General features: G+C 45.5%; 19 protein-coding genes and 1 tRNA gene. 8 read left to right on the top strand and 12 right to left on the bottom strand.

What is annotated here, in order from left to right; all coding sequences use genetic code 11:
- Positions 1-26: 26 nt before the first annotated feature.
- Entirely contained in the window at positions 27-236 is a 210-nt protein-coding gene (locus tag QUB66_RS01690; RefSeq protein ID WP_265239943.1) for a hypothetical protein, read from the bottom strand.
- Positions 237-531: 295 nt separating this feature from the next.
- Between QUB66_RS01690 and QUB66_RS01685 the strand changes: the two genes are divergently transcribed.
- Together QUB66_RS01685 and QUB66_RS01680 are read left to right on the top strand one after the other, a co-directional pair.
- Positions 532-1,395, top strand: coding sequence for a TlyA family RNA methyltransferase (locus tag QUB66_RS01685; protein ID WP_265239944.1), 864 nt, complete (start codon positions 532-534; stop codon positions 1,393-1,395).
- A gap of 142 nt (positions 1,396-1,537) precedes the next feature.
- The gene (locus QUB66_RS01680) at positions 1,538-2,227 is read left to right on the top strand and encodes a hypothetical protein (RefSeq protein WP_265239945.1); all 690 of its coding nucleotides are present in this window, start codon (positions 1,538-1,540) and stop codon (positions 2,225-2,227) included.
- Between the two features lie 97 nt (positions 2,228-2,324).
- On the opposite strand, the gene QUB66_RS01675 is transcribed toward QUB66_RS01680, so the two are convergent.
- From QUB66_RS01675 to QUB66_RS01655, 5 genes are all read right to left on the bottom strand, one after another.
- Positions 2,325-2,972: a type I restriction endonuclease subunit R gene (locus tag QUB66_RS01675; RefSeq protein WP_332967849.1), complete on the bottom strand. Its 648-nt coding sequence runs from the start codon at positions 2,970-2,972 to the stop codon at positions 2,325-2,327.
- The gene (locus QUB66_RS01670; RefSeq protein ID WP_332967851.1) at positions 2,969-4,423 is read right to left on the bottom strand and encodes a GTP-binding protein; all 1,455 of its coding nucleotides are present in this window, start codon (positions 4,421-4,423) and stop codon (positions 2,969-2,971) included. The genes QUB66_RS01675 and QUB66_RS01670 overlap by 4 nt, the downstream gene beginning before the upstream one ends.
- Positions 4,424-4,744: 321 nt before the next feature.
- Positions 4,745-6,193 (bottom strand): YcjF family protein, encoded by a 1,449-nt coding sequence (locus QUB66_RS01665; protein WP_265239948.1) that lies wholly within the window; start codon positions 6,191-6,193, stop codon positions 4,745-4,747.
- A 251-nt stretch (positions 6,194-6,444) separates the two neighbouring features.
- Positions 6,445-7,527, bottom strand: a complete 1,083-nt coding sequence (locus QUB66_RS01660; RefSeq protein ID WP_265239978.1) for an ATP-dependent 6-phosphofructokinase — start codon at positions 7,525-7,527, stop codon at positions 6,445-6,447.
- 130 nt (positions 7,528-7,657) lie between these two features.
- The gene (locus QUB66_RS01655) at positions 7,658-7,900 is read right to left on the bottom strand and encodes a hypothetical protein (protein ID WP_265239949.1); all 243 of its coding nucleotides are present in this window, start codon (positions 7,898-7,900) and stop codon (positions 7,658-7,660) included.
- Between the two features lie 312 nt (positions 7,901-8,212).
- Here QUB66_RS01655 and QUB66_RS01650 point away from each other — a divergent pair, with 312 nt between their 5' ends.
- Both QUB66_RS01650 and QUB66_RS01645 read left to right on the top strand, forming a co-directional pair.
- Positions 8,213-8,716 (top strand): hypothetical protein, encoded by a 504-nt coding sequence (locus QUB66_RS01650; protein ID WP_265239950.1) that lies wholly within the window; start codon positions 8,213-8,215, stop codon positions 8,714-8,716.
- A gap of 207 nt (positions 8,717-8,923) precedes the next feature.
- Positions 8,924-9,742, top strand: coding sequence for an FkbM family methyltransferase (locus QUB66_RS01645; protein WP_265239951.1), 819 nt, complete (start codon positions 8,924-8,926; stop codon positions 9,740-9,742).
- A 279-nt stretch (positions 9,743-10,021) separates the two neighbouring features.
- Here the strand turns inward: QUB66_RS01645 and ygfZ are convergent, their stop codons facing one another.
- The 4 genes from ygfZ to QUB66_RS01625 form a co-directional block, all read right to left on the bottom strand.
- Entirely contained in the window at positions 10,022-11,074 is a 1,053-nt protein-coding gene (gene ygfZ, locus QUB66_RS01640) for a CAF17-like 4Fe-4S cluster assembly/insertion protein YgfZ (RefSeq protein WP_332967853.1), read from the bottom strand.
- Positions 11,075-11,277: 203 nt separating this feature from the next.
- Entirely contained in the window at positions 11,278-11,661 is a 384-nt protein-coding gene (locus tag QUB66_RS01635; RefSeq protein ID WP_332967855.1) for a hypothetical protein, read from the bottom strand.
- A 23-nt stretch (positions 11,662-11,684) separates the two neighbouring features.
- Positions 11,685-11,816, bottom strand: coding sequence for a hypothetical protein (locus QUB66_RS01630; RefSeq protein WP_332967856.1), 132 nt, complete (start codon positions 11,814-11,816; stop codon positions 11,685-11,687).
- Positions 11,817-11,927: 111 nt separating this feature from the next.
- A tRNA-Val gene (locus tag QUB66_RS01625) sits at positions 11,928-11,999 on the bottom strand.
- Between the two features lie 71 nt (positions 12,000-12,070).
- Here QUB66_RS01625 and QUB66_RS01620 point away from each other — a divergent pair.
- The 3 genes from QUB66_RS01620 to QUB66_RS01610 all read left to right on the top strand — a co-directional run bounded on the left by QUB66_RS01620 (position 12,071) and on the right by QUB66_RS01610 (position 14,398).
- Positions 12,071-12,661: a metal-binding protein gene (locus QUB66_RS01620; RefSeq protein WP_265239955.1), complete on the top strand. Its 591-nt coding sequence runs from the start codon at positions 12,071-12,073 to the stop codon at positions 12,659-12,661.
- A 6-nt stretch (positions 12,662-12,667) separates the two neighbouring features.
- Positions 12,668-13,498: a nucleoside triphosphate pyrophosphohydrolase gene (mazG, locus tag QUB66_RS01615; RefSeq protein ID WP_332967858.1), complete on the top strand. Its 831-nt coding sequence runs from the start codon at positions 12,668-12,670 to the stop codon at positions 13,496-13,498.
- A gap of 87 nt (positions 13,499-13,585) precedes the next feature.
- A complete protein-coding gene (locus tag QUB66_RS01610) occupies positions 13,586-14,398 on the top strand; it encodes a nucleotidyltransferase family protein (RefSeq protein ID WP_265239957.1) in 813 nt (270 codons plus the stop codon).
- A 33-nt stretch (positions 14,399-14,431) separates the two neighbouring features.
- On the opposite strand, the gene QUB66_RS01605 is transcribed toward QUB66_RS01610, so the two are convergent.
- Positions 14,432-14,833: a helix-turn-helix domain-containing protein gene (locus QUB66_RS01605; RefSeq protein ID WP_265239958.1), complete on the bottom strand. Its 402-nt coding sequence runs from the start codon at positions 14,831-14,833 to the stop codon at positions 14,432-14,434.
- A gap of 182 nt (positions 14,834-15,015) precedes the next feature.
- Here QUB66_RS01605 and QUB66_RS01600 point away from each other — a divergent pair, with 182 nt between their 5' ends.
- Positions 15,016-15,417, top strand: a complete 402-nt coding sequence (locus tag QUB66_RS01600) for a hypothetical protein (RefSeq protein ID WP_265239959.1) — start codon at positions 15,016-15,018, stop codon at positions 15,415-15,417.
- A gap of 251 nt (positions 15,418-15,668) precedes the next feature.
- On the opposite strand, the gene QUB66_RS01595 is transcribed toward QUB66_RS01600, so the two are convergent.
- Positions 15,669-16,154, bottom strand: a complete 486-nt coding sequence (locus QUB66_RS01595) for an allophycocyanin subunit alpha-B (protein WP_265239960.1) — start codon at positions 16,152-16,154, stop codon at positions 15,669-15,671.
- Positions 16,155-16,338: the final 184 nt, after the last annotated feature.

The following is a 16,338-nucleotide window of genomic DNA, read 5'->3' as shown; positions in this document are numbered from 1 at the left end:
TGCCTCCAAGCGATCTTTTTTATGGGTTAAAAATCGCCGATACATCCCCAGACGAGGCATTTATCAAGGGGATTTTTAGTTTGGCCGCGATCGACTTGTTCGGCGGTTGTGGCTTCTACTTCGCCGTTTGCGTAAAGGATGTGGATGATGTTACCGCTGACGAAGGCCAGGGGATTTTCTTGACAAAAGCCCGGATTTCTGATTGGAAAGTTAAAGTTTTTTATGATCGATCGCATTTTATTTGTAACCGTTTGACCTGTAGCTACATAATCCGCTATTCGCCAAAGTTTTTGTGTGATTCTACGAATGTTTGTCTGTGATTGAACTCAACACGGAGAGCGTTCTCAGTCACATAATGTGAGGTGAGGGCGATCGCCCACCAGATCTGGAAAACCCGGAAAAAATGGCGGTGGGCGAAGAAGGCCAGCTTCTACTGGGAAAACCAGATGGTAGCCAAAAATCAGCAGTCGGGCTTGTGCGTAAGTGCTAATCTGATACTGTCCTAAACCCGATCCGTACAGATTAAAAACCTTGGCTAAACAACGAATAGACACTTTATTGGTAGACCTAGATTTGTGCACTTCCCGACAACAAGCTCAGGCCTTGATTCGGACTGGGAAAGTCTCCATCAACCAGCAGGTAATTGACAAACCAGGGACTGAGGTTGATATTGCAGCAAATATTCAGATTAAAGAGCGATCGCGCTACGTTTCCAGAGGTGGCGACAAATTAGCCAAAGCTTTAGAAGTTTTTGCGATTCCCGTCGCGGGCAGAATTTGTCTCGACGGCGGCATTTCCACAGGCGGTTTTACCGACTGTCTGCTACAAGCCGGCGCGACTCTAGTCTACGGCGTAGATGTGGGCTACGGTCAAGCAGATTGGCGCTTGCGTAACGATCCGAGGGTAATTTTGAAAGAACGCACCAATTTGCGGTACATGACGGCTACAGAACTTTATGGGGAGTCTGGGCGAGCAGATTTGGCGGTAGTGGATGTGTCGTTTATTTCCCTCGATAAGGTTTTACCGGCGCTGTGGGAATTGTTGGCACCGCCGCGAGAAGCGGTATTGTTGGTAAAGCCGCAATTTGAGGTTGGGCGCGATCGCGTCGGGAAAAAAGGCGTAGTCAGAGACTCAGCAACTCAAGCCGATGCGATTTTTCAAGTGTGGAAGGCAGCTACAGCTTTAGGATGGCAGGAAAAAGGCTTAACGTGGTCGCCTTTACTTGGCCCGGCTGGTAATATCGAGTATCTTTTATGGTTGGGGATCGATCGCGAACCGGAACCAGACGAAAGTGCGATCCTCTTCGAGGGCTGCGCTAACGAAGAAGGTGTTGTGAAGGAACGGATATCAGAAGTCGCCAAAGCGGCCGCGCGGGAACTTGTCAATCGATTGTAAATTTGAGATTTGAGATTTGAGATTGACTGCAACCGATCGAGCTAATCAATTTTACAATTCAAATTTAGAACTCCAGATTTATCTAAAATTTCAAATTGTTTTGTCAATCAGACTCCTAAACTTTCACTTAGTGAATAATTCCATGCAGCCATTAAAACAAGCCGGTTCGATTTTCCTGTACATCCTAGGTGGCATCGGGTATTTAGCGATTGCAGCTACTATTGTAGGCGTTTCAATTCTGATCAAATTCGCAGCTCTGCTGCTGGCAGACAAATTATTATATACAATTCTAATTATCGGTGATTTGTTGAGGGGCATCGAAATTATTGAACTGTTAAATATCTTAATATTTGCTTTTATCGGCATGGGATTTGGCGTGGCTACAAAACTTTTGATTCCTCAATATGGACGGCAAATTAGTGCGGCTTTGTTGATAGTTATAGTTCCCTTGGTTTTTATGAGTACGCCAGCTATTAGATATAATGCTTGGCTGGAAAAAGTAGGGGAATCAGATAACTTATTGCCTGCGGATACTGCAACATTAACTAACTCATTTTTGCAGAGAAAGGTAGGATTGCAGGGTTTTCTCGGTTATTACGTATACACTGGTCAGTTTCCGGTGATTCCGACCAAACAATCTGAAATGAAAGACCTCGACAGCTTTGAAAAAAAAGTTAATTCCAGATTTGTGCAGTTAACGGGTGTGGCTCCGACGATTGTTTCTTGGTCAATGCGGGTTTGTTTTTGGCTGATTAGACTATTTTATTTTTCTATCGCGGTAATTGCGACGATTGTTCATTTTAGGGAAGGCGTGAGAATCGCGGGAAGATAAGACTCGGCGGTTGAAACCGCGACTATACAAACGAAGTCTGCCTCCGCGGACTGAAGAGAAGACTCGGCGGTTGAAACCGCCGAGTCTTCTGCAATTTTTAGGACTCAGTAATCAGTTGACCAATTTTTTTTAAGACTTGAAGAACCGTATAAAGTTCATTCATTAAAGGAAGCGGTGAAAATATTCTTGATAAGTCATATTGAGGTGGATTCTGAAAGTCTAGCTTGACGAATACAATTTCACTGCCATTTGTCATCGCAGCAAAACTAGGTCTATCCTTACGGGGATTGGCGGTCATGTATGCTAGTGTTTGAGGAAGTGCAGACATGACTGAAATAGTGGTGCGCTTCGACTCTAAGAGTGTCACCCAAAACTGATTTTGCATCACTAAAACATCAATCCGTCCCTTGAGAGTTTCTACTTCCTCATCCTCCTCCTCTAAAACAATTCTTACAGATTTTTCAGCAGTCATTTTAAAAGGTGAATCGTAAAAACCTGCTCGTTCCAATAGAGGCGAACCCATGATTAGGGTGACAGTTCCTTCTGTCAGATTTCCATCATTGAGATGATAGAGATATCGCCGCCGAATTAAATTGAGAGCACTTTTATCAGCTTCTGTAATTTCGGGCAAATCTGCATACCATTCGGGGAAAAATCCCTCGAATTCAGTGCGCGTAATCCTGAATCGAGATTCAACATCTGCTAAAGTTGCAATAATTTCAGTAATGGCTGTTGTTTGTGTCATATTTTAAATTCTTGCTGCAAGCGATCGATAATTGTATTACGCTCGATGGTAGCTAGAATTTCTTGAATGACGGTATCTTGTCCCATCGGGCCCCAGGTGCAGCCTTTTTCTAAATAAACTTGGGCGGCGCGACCGACAGCATAGGTTCCGTAAGCTGCTAAACTAGCTTGAGTGACAGCAACTCCGGCGAACGTAGAAAAGCCGATTTGCGGGGCGACAGCCGCTGCACTTTTACCAAATCCCAAGAGGAAACTGCTACCTAATTCTCCCAAAAGTACGCCGCCTGCGCTGGAGAAAATAGTTTGCCAAAGTTTCCCGGCTTCGTAACCAGTCATGGGTAAACCGTAAAGTCTGGATAAAGAGCGAATTAAGGCTAAATCTGCGACTGTTGCTCCCATTACATCGAGGAAAGCAACGGGATTTAAGCCTACCGCTAAGGCTTTATATTTTGCAAATTGCCAGATTAAATCGTCGGCTTCTGTTTGCCGCAATTTGAGAACTTGATGGGCAATATTTGCTTCGGCATCCCTAGCTTCTACTAAAGCATTGAGTGCGAGGAGCGATCGCCCTTCTCTGTTAAGAATTGTCAAAATCTTGTGTTTGAGTTGGTCTATCTGGGGGGGAGGCGACTCCCATTCGTTAGTAACACTTCCATCTGACCATTCGACGCGCACTTGCACCGGTGCGGGTTCGGCGGCTACCATGACTATTTCTAAGGATTTGGCAATTTTAGCGGGTGATTTTGCTGTAGATTTATCAGGAGGGATGTTGTTTGGTCGATCGTCCAAATCTCCTTTATCTGTTGCATCTGTTACCGCATCGGCTGCTAACTGTTCAGAATTTCCCAGCGCTTGCAAACTTTGGTAAATAGCTTTTCTGTCTAATTCTGGGTACAGGTCAATTTTATTAAAAACTAAAATCAGCGGTTTTTGAGCTGTTTGCAATTCGCACAAAGCTTGATATTCAGTGCGAGTGATATCGCCCGCTACAACAAACAGAATTAAGTCAGATTGGCGAGTTACTTGTTTGGCCATTTCGCCGCGCACTTCGCCGCCAACTTCATCAATTCCGGGAGTATCAATTAATTCTACTTGGATTTTTTCTGTACCTTCAGCGGTGGGAATAGAGGGAATTGTCCAGCGCACGGAACGCGGCCACTGAGTCACGCCGTTGAGAGGGCCTGTTTGCAGGATTTTTTGACCTAAAAGTGCGTTTAATACGGCTGATTTGCCGCGACTGACAAGACCAAAGGTAGCAATGCGAATGACATTATGATCGAGTTTTTCCGAGGTAGAAGTTAAAATATCTAACTGAGTTTGCAGCGCGGCTTCTAATTCTGTATTATTTGAGTTTTTTTTGCCTTGGCGCAGGTGGGAGTAGCGCGCGAGGGCTTGGCGCAAACTGGCGCGGGCTAGGGATAGGCGATTTTCTTGAAGGGAATTGTCAGCCATTGGCGATCGGCTTTTTTAAGCAATGTAATTGAGCGTGGAAATATAACATTCTATTTCTTATTTTAATACAATTTTTGATAAATTTCTAGCTGTTTATTTGGGAGTTATGTAGGGACACGGAACTGTCAAGGCCTGTTAACAACCACGTCAAACCCTTTGTATATCTCGTTTACTGCCGAGGCCAGATCCCCCTAAATCCCCCTTAAGAAGGGGGACTTTGAGAATGCTCTTGTCCCCCCCTTTTGCAAGGGGGGTTAGGGGGGATCTGGCCCTAATCGTCAGACAGACAAGGTTCCTGGCCGCCCTTGCCTCCAGGACTATTTAATTGGCGGCCGAATTAACAACCTGGGGCCCAGATGTCTGAGGCGAGAGACGACTTGCAACTTGGTTGATGAAAGCTTGCAAGAAGGAAACTTGCTGATTTTGCATAAATACTGCTTGCAAAGTTTTCGTCAGTTCCGTAAGATTGAAGATGCCTTTAGCATTTTCCAATTCTTGAGTTGAGAAATATTCAATCAAACTCAGTCCAGCTATTCTGGTAAAATATGCTGCACTAATTCCCTGCACCGCGCCTCCTGCTGCATAGGTAACGGCATTGCTTTTCAGCAGTCCCGTAATAGTTTGGGTAGACAGTTCTACTAATCCCAGTTTGAACATTTGGGTTGCTAAAGTTCCCGCTACTGTTTTAGCTTGGTCTAAGGAAAACTTTTGCTGGTAGATAGCGCCGAGGTCGATTACGAGTTGGGTGCTGATGGCGGTTGTTGCTAACAAGTCTAAGGCGGGAACTGGGTTAGCAAAAACGGCGGCGGCGGCGATATACTGATATTGTTCGATGATGGGCATTGCCCGATCGCGCCGAACGACATTTAATAAGGTTTTTGCCTCTAATTTGATACTTGCAGCCTCGCGCACGGCACTCGCCCAGACCAACTGTTGCCCTTCTTGAGCTAAAATTTGAGTCAATCTTGCTGTCAGCGACTCAAGTTGAGAGACTTGATTTTCGATGCGTTCTTTAAATGTGCCGTCCGCTTGGTGCTGACGAACTTTAATCGAATTGGGAGAAGCTGCGATCGCAATTATATCTTCTGTCCCCAATATTCCTTGCATTTTCTGCTGCAAAGAGTTCAAAACCTGCGACTGCTGCGCTGGCAAATATTGGTCTAGTTTGTTCCAGACTAGCAGCACGCGCTGACCTGCGGACGCTAGTTGAGATAATGTTTTAAACTCGGAATCGGTGATGTCGCCCGCTGTCACAAACAGCACTAAATCACCGCCGATTTTGGTATCGATATTTGTTGTATTGGCAAACAGCGCTGCTGTTTCTGAGAAAATCTGCTTTTGTGGCTGTTGAGATGCCCAATTAGAGTTTAGAACTTGAATTAAGGCAGTTTTACCGACTGCTTTGCCGCCTGTGACGGTAATCCGCAAGTCTTGTCGGTCTAATTCGGCTTTGAGTCGATCGAGCTTTGCTGTTAGATGAGCAGGATTTGCCGAGTTTTGAGCTTCCAAGGCGAGTAGTTTAATTGCTGCTTCGGCAGTCGCGATCGCTTTTTCGGCTGCTTCCCGGTTGGCCAGGGGTTGCGGGAGTGCGAGTTCGAGTTTGGGGGATTGTTGTTTCCACCACCAATACCCTGCGCCGGCTGCCGCCAAGCCGATGAGTGCCGTTTCGCCCATTTCTGAACCCGAATGCTGGAGAGTTTCCAACAGCCACAGCGCTGCTGAAAGTCCTATTCCGCCTATCAAAATCGGTCGCCGCAAGTTAAGTGTCATTTTTCCCTTCCTGTGGGTATTATCGCCAAGCTTAACCTTACCGGGCTTGGCATCCCGGACTATCTTCTATGGTAACTCTGCGGCATCCAAACTGGCGATCGGGCTACCCGTGCGGATTACACCCTAAAGTTTTTGGACAAGTGCAAAATTTTTGTAGTAAGGACTTCAGTCCTTGCAGTTGAGTTAAGCAAGAAAAAAGTGAAGTCATTACTACAAACTGTTAATCTTTGAGAAATCGGACGGGTAATTGTCTAATCTCCCAAACAAATTCCCAAACCGCGCGCCGTTTTAACCAGAGTACCATCGAAGTCTACGGGTCTGTATTTGGCGATCGCATCTTCCAGCGGAACACTCACAACTTCTCGTTGTTGCCAAGATACCATGCGGTCAAATTTCTCTTCGGCAATTAAATCAACTGCTGCGACGCCAAAAGCAGAAGCAATTAATCTTTCTAGCGAAGAAGGTGTTCCCCCGCGTTGAGTGTGTCCCAAAACGGTGACGCGGGTTTCTGCACCGCTACATTCAGAAATTGTATCAGCTAAATACTGACCGATTCCGCCTAATCGACTTTGACCTAAGCGATTTGTGTGCATTACTAATTCGCCTGCTTCTGTGCGAACTGCCTCCGCTACTACAATTAAACAGTAGGTTTTTCCACGGTCTTGGCGTTCTTTGATTTTGGCACAAATTTGGGAAATTTTGTAAGGAATTTCGGGAATCAGAATTATATCAGCTCCCCCAGCTATTCCGGCACTAATTGCAATATGTCCGGCATCGCGTCCCATGACTTCAACAATGATCACGCGGCTGTGACTTGCTGCGGTAAAATGTAAGCGGTCTAGTGCTTCTGTGGCAATATTGACAGCAGTATCAAAACCGATCGATCGCTCGGTAATTCCGACATCATTATCAATAGTTTTAGGAATAGCAACTAAATTCAAATTGCCTTGTTTGGCAATCTTCCTGAGAATGGCTAGACTGCCATCGCCACCTATGACAATTAAGGCATCCAAACCTAGTTGATGATAGCCTTCGATAATGTCATCAGAGCGATCGCGCACAGTCCCATCAGGCATCGGGAAGGCGAAAGGGTTGCCCTCGTTTGTAGTCCCTAGCATCGTACCGCCAATGGTCAGCCAGGAGTCTACTTTTTCCACATTCAACGCAATTGCTTCGGGAGGACGACTCATCAACCCTTTGGTGGCTTGACGAATACCCATCACTTGCCAATTGTAAGTTTCCGTGGCGCGGTAAACAACGGCTCGAATCACTGCGTTTAAGCCGGCACAGTCACCCCCGCTGGTGAGAATGCCGATACGTTTTTGTTCTCCCATAATTAAGCCAGACTTTTGTTGCTCAGAACATGAGTTGATATTTTTAGATCCCGATTCGTTCAATCCTGATTTTCGACCTAATTTAGTGGCTCAAAAGTCCCAAATCACCGTCTCAAATACAACATAAATTTTACTTGGGATTGAGGCGTTTAGAAACTTGGTTAATGATGCCGCTGAGAATTGCACCGCCCATGAGAATGCCGAGAGCGGGATTAAATACGGGCTGCCACAGACTGTACCATAAATCGAAACCGAGATTCACCCCGGTCGATCGCCCTGCTACGGCGATCACAAACCACGCAAAAATAGCAAAGACGAAAAATACATCCGCTACTAGAATCAAGTTGAGGAAGTTAAGAATTTTATCTTTCATGGTCGAGGGTTCCTTTTGAGTGTATATTTGTCGAGTTTTGGCAAGCGGTTGTTCATTCAGTTGACAGTTGACAGTTGACAGTTGACAGCTTGGCTTGAGCGAAGCCGAGGGGAGCCAGTCGTTGGGTTGACAGCACTTGACAAAAGAAGTCCGAGGATTGGAGTAATCAATAGTCTGATTTTAATCTCTCCCTACAAGGGTTCAGGCTTTAAACCAATTCTTTCTGGTAATGGGGCGGATGGATAGCTGCAACAGGCGATCGAATCAAGATAAAATATCATTCAATTGTTTTCGCATACTTGTGGTCAAAATATGGTTCGTTATACACTTCCTCAAAGCCCCGAAATTATTTTAACTGTCAAAGGGAAAGATTCAGCGAAAGCCCGCGAAGAAGCGATGGATCGGCTGATGCTGCTGATGGATGAAGGTAAGCTACCTACAGAGCTCGCAGAAGGATTTGGGCCCAAGCAGTTTGTTGAAGTGATCGAAGATGCTTCTGTGTCTGACGGTGAGGACGCAATTACTGAAGCAGTGCAGATTTTGAGCAATTTGGCAAGTCTCAAATTGAAGGTGATGGAATCCCGCGAAGAAGCCCTAAAAATCCGGGAGGCGATCGATATTTTGTTTACAGATGAGCCTGTAACTGCCGAGGAAATTGGTCGTCTCAAAGACGGTTTCAAGGTTCTCAAAAATTTCGCTCAAGCTAATGTCCGCTATCGAGAAGCTAGGGGAAAAGCTGAAGAAGCACGGGCAATTCTTGACGAAGCTTTGCAATCAGTAGAATCGGAAAAAAAGGCGCAGAAGTCGGCGAAATAATAGCAGGGTAGGTTGAGAAATAAACCCTACCGTTCGCCCAATCTCTAACACATTTCATTTATTGTATCGCTGCTTCATCCGTCATTGCGAGGAACGAAGTAATCGCAGATGATTGCGATTGCTTCGTTCCTCGCAATGACATATAATAATTTTGCGACTAGACGTAATATTAAGTTAGTCCATCTTATTAAAATCAGGATAAAAATTGTGAGCGAACAACAAACAGGAATTCTCAGAAACACCATGACAGGCAGCTTAATGCTGGCGAAAAAATTAGGTTTTGAGCCAAAAACCGTGATTGATGTCGGCGCGGCATTGGGAACATTTAACCTTTACGAAACTTTCCCCAATGCGCGACATTTGCTAATTGAACCCATCGCCGAAAATGAACCTTACCTCGCCAAAATTTGCCGCAAGCTCAAAAGTGGAGAATACATTATTGCTGCGGCGGCCAAAGAATCGGGAGTTTGCACTCTCAGTGTCAGTCCAGGTATGTTACATTCTTCAATTTCGGAAAATCCGATTACTGATAGCAGCAATCCTTATTTGAGAAACATTCCAGCTATTACACTGGATGGTATATGCAGGGAAAGAAATTTGCCGGGCCCGTATTTAATTAAAGTTGATGTAGACGGCAAGGAATTAGATGTTTTAGCGGGAGCAACTGAGATTTTGCAGCAGACTGAATATGTAATTGTAGAAGTTACTTTGTTTGGTCAGATGTATGAAGTAATGAGTTTTATGAAGTCCCAAGGATTTGCAGCTTACGATATTGTTGATTTAGCCTATCGCCCGATTGATGCAGCTTTGTGGCAAATTGATATGGCTTTTGTTAAGGAATCTGGTCAATTTAGAAGAGATAGCAGTTACGCGAAAAAAGAGCAGGATATCGAAGCACTTAACTCGCATTTGAAAACTTATCGGGAAAGTTTTATCAAACACATTGATGCTTATTACAGCGACCCCGTAGAGCCGGAACCGCAGGTGAGTAAAGCGGTTTTGAGCGATGATTATGTTATCATTTGATATGTTATAGCCTTTCTCAGAAAGATCAGGTACGCTTCTGGTATAGGGCTATGGGCATAGGGCTATGGGCATAGGGCTATGGGCTATGGGCTATGGGCATAGGGCATACTTCACCACGCTTGAAAACCGCTATATGTAAAATAGTTTGGGTTTGTAGTAAGGACTTCAGTCCTATGATTTATGCGGACTGAATTCCTCACTACGAATCTATAATATCTCTTACACAAGTTCTTTTGATTGAATTTTGGAACTGGCAAGATGCCCGTTCCACAAAAATAGTTACAAATTTAAAAAAGGCAGGTTTACTACTTCTCCGGCAATTTCTCCTAGCTGCACTTTCAGTCCTTCGCCTCCGGCTTTGGTGCGGATGTAAGCAAGACCAAAAAAGCCGGATTCTGTTTTGGTAAAACTGGTGAGTTTTCCTATTTTTTCTTCTCCGATGGTGATGACTGTTCCGGGTGCAACGGCGCCGCTCAATTGCACGCCCCAAAGTTGCTGTTTGACTCCTTGGTAGGTGTTTAATCTGGCAATTGTTTCTTGGCCGATGTAGCAGCCTTTGTCGTAGGTAATTGTGTTTAACAGGCGCGCTTCTAGGGGGTTGTAATCGTCGGTGAGTTCAAAATCTGTGGCGGGGCGGCCTTGTTCGATGCGTAGTTGTTCCCAAATTCGATCGCCCATCGGTACGGCCCCAGCTTTGACTAACTCAGTCCACAGGCGGGCTGCATCGCTGGCTGCGGCAATTAAGGTGTATCCAGGAGTGGCTAAACCGCTACCAACCGCAACTCTGACTTCTATACCTGCAAAGTCGATCGATTTATGAGTAGCGTAGGGTTGATTTTCAAGTTCGGTAACTCCGAGTTTTTCTAGTAAGCTACTGCTTTCCGGGCCGAGGAGACTGAAAGCAACTGTTGTATCGGTTAGATCTGTTAATTCTACGCGATCCATTGGGAAAATGTAGCGATCGAGCAATTCGAGCAATTGGAGGCGGCGGTTGGGTGAAACTAGCAATATTACAGCATCTTCTGTAGCATAGGCGGTGGCGAGGTCGATCGTCCGGGCGGTAGATGTGACGAAAACGGTGTCGCAACCTTGACCGGGTTTGAGTATATTAAAGTTGTTGGTGCTTTGATTGTGCAGGAACCGCAGGCGATCGCTATCGGAGATTTGAATGCGTCCCCAGTGAGTGCGATCGCACAAAGCCGCACCTTGTTTCGTTGCTGCGATGGCGGCGCTGTCGTTACCAAAACTAACGGGGACTGTTTCTGTGGTTGCTAACTCTGTAAAAGTAGCGCCGGCTGCGGCTTGAATGTCGTGCAATTCTTGAATTAGCATAGGATTTGAGATTTAAGATCTTAGCGATCGTGTATTGAATGATTTATGCAGAGTTTGAGTTGGCGATCGCACTCAGATCTCAAGAAACCGAGTTTTTTACAGAATCTCCAGGCTGTAACCAAGTATTCTTCTGAAAAAACAAGCCAGTTTCTGATAACTGTCAACTGTCAACTGTCAACTGTCAACTGTCAACTGACAACTGACTAATGATTCAAATTAGTAAAGACTTCTTGGATTAATTGACTAGCTTTGAGATCAAGACGATTCCAATCTACATCGCCAGTGTCCTCGTCAATTAAAAGAGTGTCAATTATGACTTCTTGGCTTTGCATTTGAGTGTGGGCGGGCTGGTAGTTGACAAAGCAGACTCGATAGCAAAGTTCCCAAATATCGACGGATCTGTGCTCGCCTTGATGCTCTAAAATTAGTTGATAGCCGGGAATCGGAACCTGCACTTCTTGATAAGTTCCCGTCCACACAGACTCCTCTAGTTGTTTGCGGATGTTGTCGAGCACTCGGATCATCGCGGGCTGCATCAGCAGTTCAGCTTGTTTCCAGGCGATCGGGCTAGTTATCTTCGGCTTCATATACAAGGTTCTAAAAAGGAAAATCAATTAATTAATTTTCCTGCATCGGGTACCAACTTGTGAGACATCCGCCGCAAAATGTTAAATTTAGCCGATCGCACATCTTGCACCGTTGCCAATAAGTTTTTTAAGAACAGGCAAGATACCTGTTCCACAAGACATTAAATTTCTGCTTGTGGAACAGGCATCTTGCCTGTTCCGAAGAAATAGCAGATAGCCAAGGGGTTAAAACTTCAAGCTCTTGCACACAGCTTTTCAATTGGGTATGGGCGATGTAGGATTTGAACCTACGGCATCCTGCGTGTAAAGCAGGCGCTCTACCACTGAGCTAATCGCCCAATTGCGCTTACAGGGATTTATCATATCACAGTATCCCAGAAAGATCAACTAAAAAAATCATAAACTTTTAATGCCCTCTGGCCGCACGCACGATCAAATAACCCTATGGAGTTTGCCCTTGGTGGCAGGCCTCACCTTTGGCCATACTCAAAGCAGCAACCTGACGTTGCTCGTTTCCGGCAGCTTCTTAGTCGGCGGACTGATGTTTGGCCCGGATTTAGATATCTACTCCTGTCAGTATCAGCGCTGGGGATGGTTCAAATTTATTTGGCTACCCTACCAAAAAAGCTTGCGCCACCGCTCTTTTTTGTCCCACGGGCCTCTGATCGGCACTGCTTTGCGAATTTTGTACCTCGCGATCTGGATCGCGGTTGTGGGACTGTTGGGATTGACGATCGCCGAAAAAATTGGCAACTTAGCCGGAAATTGGCAAGAAGCGGTTTTCGGTTTGGGTCGATCGATCTCCGAACACTATATCGAATTTATAGCCATTTACATCGGTCTTGAATTGGGCGCGATGAGCCACTATCTGAGCGATTGGGGCGGCTCGGCTTACAAAAGATTCAAAAAGAAAGGATTTAGCGGGTTGCGCCCTCCTCAGACAATTAAGAGGCGCAAAATCAAAGCTCCCCGCCGCACGTCTAACAAATCTAATAGGTGAATTCCGATGTCAAATTCTCACAGTCGATCGCTCGTAGCACTCGAAAATCTGATAGAAGTTGTAGCTAAATTGCGATCGCCCGACGGCGGATGTCCTTGGGATTTAGCCCAAACTCCCCAAACTCTGATTCCGCACATCATCGAAGAAGCCTATGAAACCGCCGATGCGATTCGCAAAGGAGACAAAAGTGCGATCGTTGAAGAATTGGGCGACTTACTATTACAAGTAATTTTGCAAGCACAAATTGCCAGCGAATCCCATCAATTTAGCTTCGCCGAAATCGCTGCGGGGATTACCGAAAAACTGATTCGGCGACATCCCCACGTTTTCGGGGATGTAGAAGTCAACAGCGTGGATGAAGTTAACGAAAACTGGGAAAAAATCAAAGCAGCAGAAAAAGGCACAAATTCGGAAAAGCCGCCAACTTTAGCCTCGAAAATGAACCGTTATGCTAGCACTTTGCCCCCAATCACCGCAGCGGTAAAAATCTCTCAAAAAGCTGCGGAAGTGAGTTTTGACTGGGACAGTGTAGACGGCGTTTGGGATAAATTTGACGAAGAAGTAGCAGAATTTGAACACGCTCTCAAACACGAGGACAAGGCGGCGCAGGAGTCGGAATTGGGAGATATTATGTTTGTGTTGATTCAATTAGCTCGCTGGTACGATTTAGATCCGTCGGCTGCTTTGCAGGGAACGAACGATCGCTTTGTACAGCGGTTTGCTAAAGTTGAGGCTGCGTGCGATCGGCCTTTATCGGATTATCCGCCCGAAGAGTTAGAGGCTTTGTGGCAGCAAGCTAAGGCTTTGCTGGCGAAGCAAAAGTCTAAAACCCTCTAAAAATTATCTGCGTTTCTCTGTGTTTATCAGCCATAATCTGCGGTTTATGTACCATTCAAATATGTATGCAAGAGGTCAAATTTGAATATGAATTACCAAAGAGTTTGTGAAACAATTGAGCCTGAATCCCTGGAAATTAGGAAAAAAATTGCTCTATCTGTAGCGAAAGAATGTATCCAATTGCTCAAGAAAAACTACGCAGCAAAAGAGGTAATTTTATTTGGTTCCTTGGCTGGTGATAGTCCTTGGCACTGGGCCTCGGATATAGATTTGGCCGTCGTAGGTATCTCAAACGCTCAATGGTGGAAGGCTTACGGCGAATTAGAATCTTTGTGTCCGGGTTGGCTGAAAGTAGATTTGGTACAGTTGGAAGATGCTTCACCTCAGTTGCGCTGTCGGATTCTCAAAGAAAAACCCATGCCAAATAATATGTATTTAGCTCTAAAAACTCGCATTGAAGATGAGATGATTAGAATCGACCAAACTTGGGCGGTTGTGGAAACAATTTTGGCACAAGCTGAGACTCTACCAGAAATAGTTCTAACTCCTAGTTTGGCTAGTTACGTCAGTGATTTGTATGCAGGATTTGAAAGAATTAGCGAGCGAGTGGCTGTTGTCTTGGATGGAGGTATGCCCCGCGGCGAGAATTGGCATCAGGAGTTGTTGCGCCAAGTCGCGGAAGCGGGTGGCAAAAACCGTCCTCCGCTATGGCAGGGTTCTATATTGTTGGAACTTGATGATTACCGAAAATTTCGTCATTTAGTAGTGCACAGATATAAGGTCGATTTGCAGGGCGATCGCGTGTTAGAGTTGGCGCAGAATATGCAGCCCTTGTTGGTGAGGGTGCGCGCTGCGGTGACGGTTTTTAATGAGTGGCTGGAAAGTCAGGCCGAAGAGTAAACTTTGTTGTACTCGCAACTAATGCCAGGTAATCTACTCGTAAAGCTTCGCGTCGTTGTACGGCGGATGTTCGCAGGCGATGTAAAGGGCGTTTGTGGGTTCGAGGGGTTGATTTGTTATGGGATCGATCGGCTTCAGGACAAAGCATAACAGGGAGAGCGATCGCCAATCCAAGCTTTCTAATTTGCCCCGTTCGTAGCGGCTGACAGTTGCATTACTGATACCGACATCTTTGGGTACGGGTTCTCCCGCTGTCCGAAACAAAGCCGCCTCATATTCTTTTGTCACCATTTCTGTTTCAATAATTGACCAACCTCGAAGCTCTCTACCTGCTTTCAGAAGCTTTCCCAATCTACCGCGTCCCGTATCAGTAAATCGCACAGGACGCAGCCTTTCCTGCTCGACTACAGCCTTAAAGTCAAGAAATCCCGGCATTTTACAGACCTAATTTAACCCTTAAGCGAGCTTTACTTTTGCTCTACGAAAGGCAGCATACAAGATTTGAGCATTACACATTCACAAACATAGTTGCAATTTGTCTGCATTCGTGTAGAATGTTATAAGGTGGAAATCAGACACAAACTAACTCAAGCCCCAATTTCAGGAGTGACTCAGCCATGACAGCACTTTTTCGCCGTATCCAGCCCTCGAAAAAGCTCCGTATCACCGCCCGGTTGATCGCCCAATTCCTCAAAATCAGCCAAAATTTAATTAAGCGAGTGGAGTGCTGGGCTGGCGTAGTGTTTGTGCACCATCACAGAGGCGGACAATTTATCTCGTACCGCAGGCTGGAAGAATGGCAAAATGCGTTAGCGAAGCCCTCGAAGAGGATCGCCCACCAAATTCAAACTTGCCCCACCCTGAGAGAACTCTCGCAGCTCAAAACATCAATTCAGCGCGACACCAGGAAATTCAAAAAACAATACTTACAAAAAACGCTTGACTTTTTGATTCAAATGTGCATTGAAAGACAGGACATTCTCGAAATCTGGGAAAGCTCAAACTGCATAGCTTCGTAGCAGAAATCAGGCAGATTCCCTAAATCTAACAACCGCACCCAACGGTGAGAACGCTGTTAATTGCTCAAACCATTGCCTTAGATTCTATCAACTGTCAACTGCCAACTGCCAACTGCCAACTGTCAACTGTCAACTGTCAACTGTCAACTGTCAACAGAAGCGAAACATTTGCGAGCAATGGCGAGATAAAATCACCCCAAAAATCACCCGCGAATGCTCCGCCACATCCACAAAAGCGATCGCCTCTTCAATTAAGACATTGCTTGAGCGATATAATCAAAATAAGGAGCAGCTTCCTGAGCATCATCCTGATTGAGCAAAGCCAAAGAAGCTTCCTTCAAACAGCGAATAGCTTCCACCATGCCAGGAACAGGAACGCCCAGAGAATTGTACATTTCCCGAACACCAATCAAACCGATGCTTTCGATCGGCTCTTTGTCACCGGCCAAGATACCGTAGGTAATCAGACGCAAATACCAGCCGTAGTCGCGCAGACACAAAGCCCGTTCGCGCTGGCCGTAAGCATTGCCTCCAGGGGAGATAAAATCAGGGCGTTTTTTCCAGAGTTTTTTGCTAGCTTCTTCAACAATTTTTTTCTCACTGTCAGACAGCGCAGTAGCAATACGCACCCGCTGTTCTCCCGTCTTAAAAAAATCATTGATGCTTTGGAGTTCGCCGGTACTGGGATAACGAAGTTCGTCATCGGCTTGGAGAATAAATTGGCTAACTACGCTCATTGTTATTCAAATTTGAGGATATTTGAGGAAAAGATTAATTGACATTCCCATCTCTTAAAGATGAGATTCCTGCTTGGGCGACTTACCTTGCTGCTAACATTAATCAATCTTAGAAGTAGATAGTAAATCTCCGCAAGCGTTATGCTTAGTGACTAAGCCAGTTTCCTTGTGTCCCAAGGTACTG

The organism is Microcoleus sp. A2-C3, assembly GCF_036706065.1.
GTDB lineage: Bacteria > Cyanobacteriota > Cyanobacteriia > Cyanobacteriales > Microcoleaceae > Microcoleus.
The sequence above is the reverse complement of the archived record's forward strand: the minus strand, read 5'-3'. Positions and strand labels throughout refer to the sequence as shown.

What these genes read in the sequence shown, in the direction of transcription:
- QUB66_RS01690 (WP_265239943.1), bottom strand. Translation starts at nt 236, where the DNA reads ATGCGATCGATCATAAAAAACTTTAACTTTCCAATCAGAAATCCGGGC.
- QUB66_RS01680 (WP_265239945.1), top strand. Translation starts at nt 1,538, where the DNA reads ATGCAGCCATTAAAACAAGCCGGTTCGATTTTCCTGTACATCCTAGGT.
- QUB66_RS01675 (WP_332967849.1), bottom strand. Translation starts at nt 2,972, where the DNA reads ATGACACAAACAACAGCCATTACTGAAATTATTGCAACTTTAGCAGAT.
- QUB66_RS01670 (WP_332967851.1), bottom strand. Translation starts at nt 4,423, where the DNA reads ATGGCTGACAATTCCCTTCAAGAAAATCGCCTATCCCTAGCCCGCGCC.
- QUB66_RS01665 (WP_265239948.1), bottom strand. Translation starts at nt 6,193, where the DNA reads ATGACACTTAACTTGCGGCGACCGATTTTGATAGGCGGAATAGGACTT.
- QUB66_RS01660 (WP_265239978.1), bottom strand. Translation starts at nt 7,527, where the DNA reads ATGGGAGAACAAAAACGTATCGGCATTCTCACCAGCGGGGGTGACTGT.
- QUB66_RS01655 (WP_265239949.1), bottom strand. Translation starts at nt 7,900, where the DNA reads ATGAAAGATAAAATTCTTAACTTCCTCAACTTGATTCTAGTAGCGGAT.
- QUB66_RS01650 (WP_265239950.1), top strand. Translation starts at nt 8,213, where the DNA reads ATGGTTCGTTATACACTTCCTCAAAGCCCCGAAATTATTTTAACTGTC.
- ygfZ (WP_332967853.1), bottom strand. Translation starts at nt 11,074, where the DNA reads ATGCTAATTCAAGAATTGCACGACATTCAAGCCGCAGCCGGCGCTACT.
- QUB66_RS01635 (WP_332967855.1), bottom strand. Translation starts at nt 11,661, where the DNA reads ATGAAGCCGAAGATAACTAGCCCGATCGCCTGGAAACAAGCTGAACTG.
- QUB66_RS01620 (WP_265239955.1), top strand. Translation starts at nt 12,071, where the DNA reads ATGCCCTCTGGCCGCACGCACGATCAAATAACCCTATGGAGTTTGCCC.
- mazG (WP_332967858.1), top strand. Translation starts at nt 12,668, where the DNA reads ATGTCAAATTCTCACAGTCGATCGCTCGTAGCACTCGAAAATCTGATA.
- QUB66_RS01610 (WP_265239957.1), top strand. Translation starts at nt 13,586, where the DNA reads ATGAATTACCAAAGAGTTTGTGAAACAATTGAGCCTGAATCCCTGGAA.
- QUB66_RS01605 (WP_265239958.1), bottom strand. Translation starts at nt 14,833, where the DNA reads ATGCCGGGATTTCTTGACTTTAAGGCTGTAGTCGAGCAGGAAAGGCTG.
- QUB66_RS01600 (WP_265239959.1), top strand. Translation starts at nt 15,016, where the DNA reads ATGACAGCACTTTTTCGCCGTATCCAGCCCTCGAAAAAGCTCCGTATC.
- QUB66_RS01595 (WP_265239960.1), bottom strand. Translation starts at nt 16,154, where the DNA reads ATGAGCGTAGTTAGCCAATTTATTCTCCAAGCCGATGACGAACTTCGT.